This window comes from Corallococcus carmarthensis (assembly GCF_003611695.1).
GTDB classification, from domain to species: domain Bacteria; phylum Myxococcota; class Myxococcia; order Myxococcales; family Myxococcaceae; genus Corallococcus; species Corallococcus carmarthensis.
The window spans coordinates 1-948 of record NZ_RAWE01000466.1; the positions used below are offsets into that span (position 1 = coordinate 1).

The window sequence follows — 948 nt, forward strand, 5'->3', positions numbered from 1 at the left end:
CCCTCGAAGGCAACTCCTCCCGCTTCGACCTCGCACTCACCCTCTTCGAGGTGCCCCAGGGCCTCACCGGCTTCCTTGAGTACAGCTCCGACCTCTTCGACGCGGCGTCCGTCCAGCGTCTCATGGGCCACTTCGGCGTCCTCCTCGCCTCTCTCGCCGCCCAGCCGGATGCACGTGTCTCCGCCCTGGAGATGTTGACCGTCGCGGAACGGCAGCAACTCCTCCTCGAGTGGAATGAGACGGACGTCGCCTTCCCGCGCGACACCTGCATCCACCACGTCGTCGCGGAGCAGGCCCGCCGGGCTCCGGACGCGGTTGCCGTCCGCATGGGGGCGCGAAGCGTCACCTATGCGAGCCTCGACGCCTGGGCCCACGGACTTGCCGTCCAGTTGCATGCGGCTGGTGTCTCCCGAGGTGACCGCATTGCCATCCTCGCGGAGCGCTCTCCGGAGTTGCTCGCGGGCCTCCTGGCCATCCTCAAGGTGGGCGCCGCCTACGTCCCCATCGCTCCCGGTGTCCCGCCCGAGCGTTTAGCTTTCATGGTGGAGGACTGCGGCGCTTCTGTCCTCCTCACGCAGCACCACTTGCGTGACTCGCTGCCCGTCCTCTCCGCGCGCATCCTGTCGCTGCAAGCAGAAGCGGAGGCAACGCGACAGCCGCTGCCCGCGGCGTCCGTGGGCCCGGAGGATCTGGCCTACGTCATCTACACCTCCGGTAGCACCGGCCGTCCCAAGGGCGTCGCCGTCCACCACCGCGCGTTGATGAACCTCGTCTCCTGGCACCAGCGCACCTATTCGCTGTCGCCCCATGACTCCACCGCGCTCACCGCGGGCGTCGCCTTCGACGCCTCCACCTGGGAGGTGTGGCCCTCCCTGGCCTCTGGCGCATGCCTCGTCGTCCCTCCGGATGCCGCGCGCGCGGAGCCCGCCCAACTGCTCCAGTGGATGG

At 69.2% G+C, this 948-nt stretch carries 1 protein-coding gene; it reads left to right on the plus strand.

Going from position 1 to position 948, the window contains the following annotated elements; genetic code table 11:
• A partial coding sequence (locus tag D7X32_RS44495) for an AMP-binding protein (RefSeq protein ID WP_147450538.1) occupies positions 1-948 on the plus strand: 948 nt, incomplete at both ends.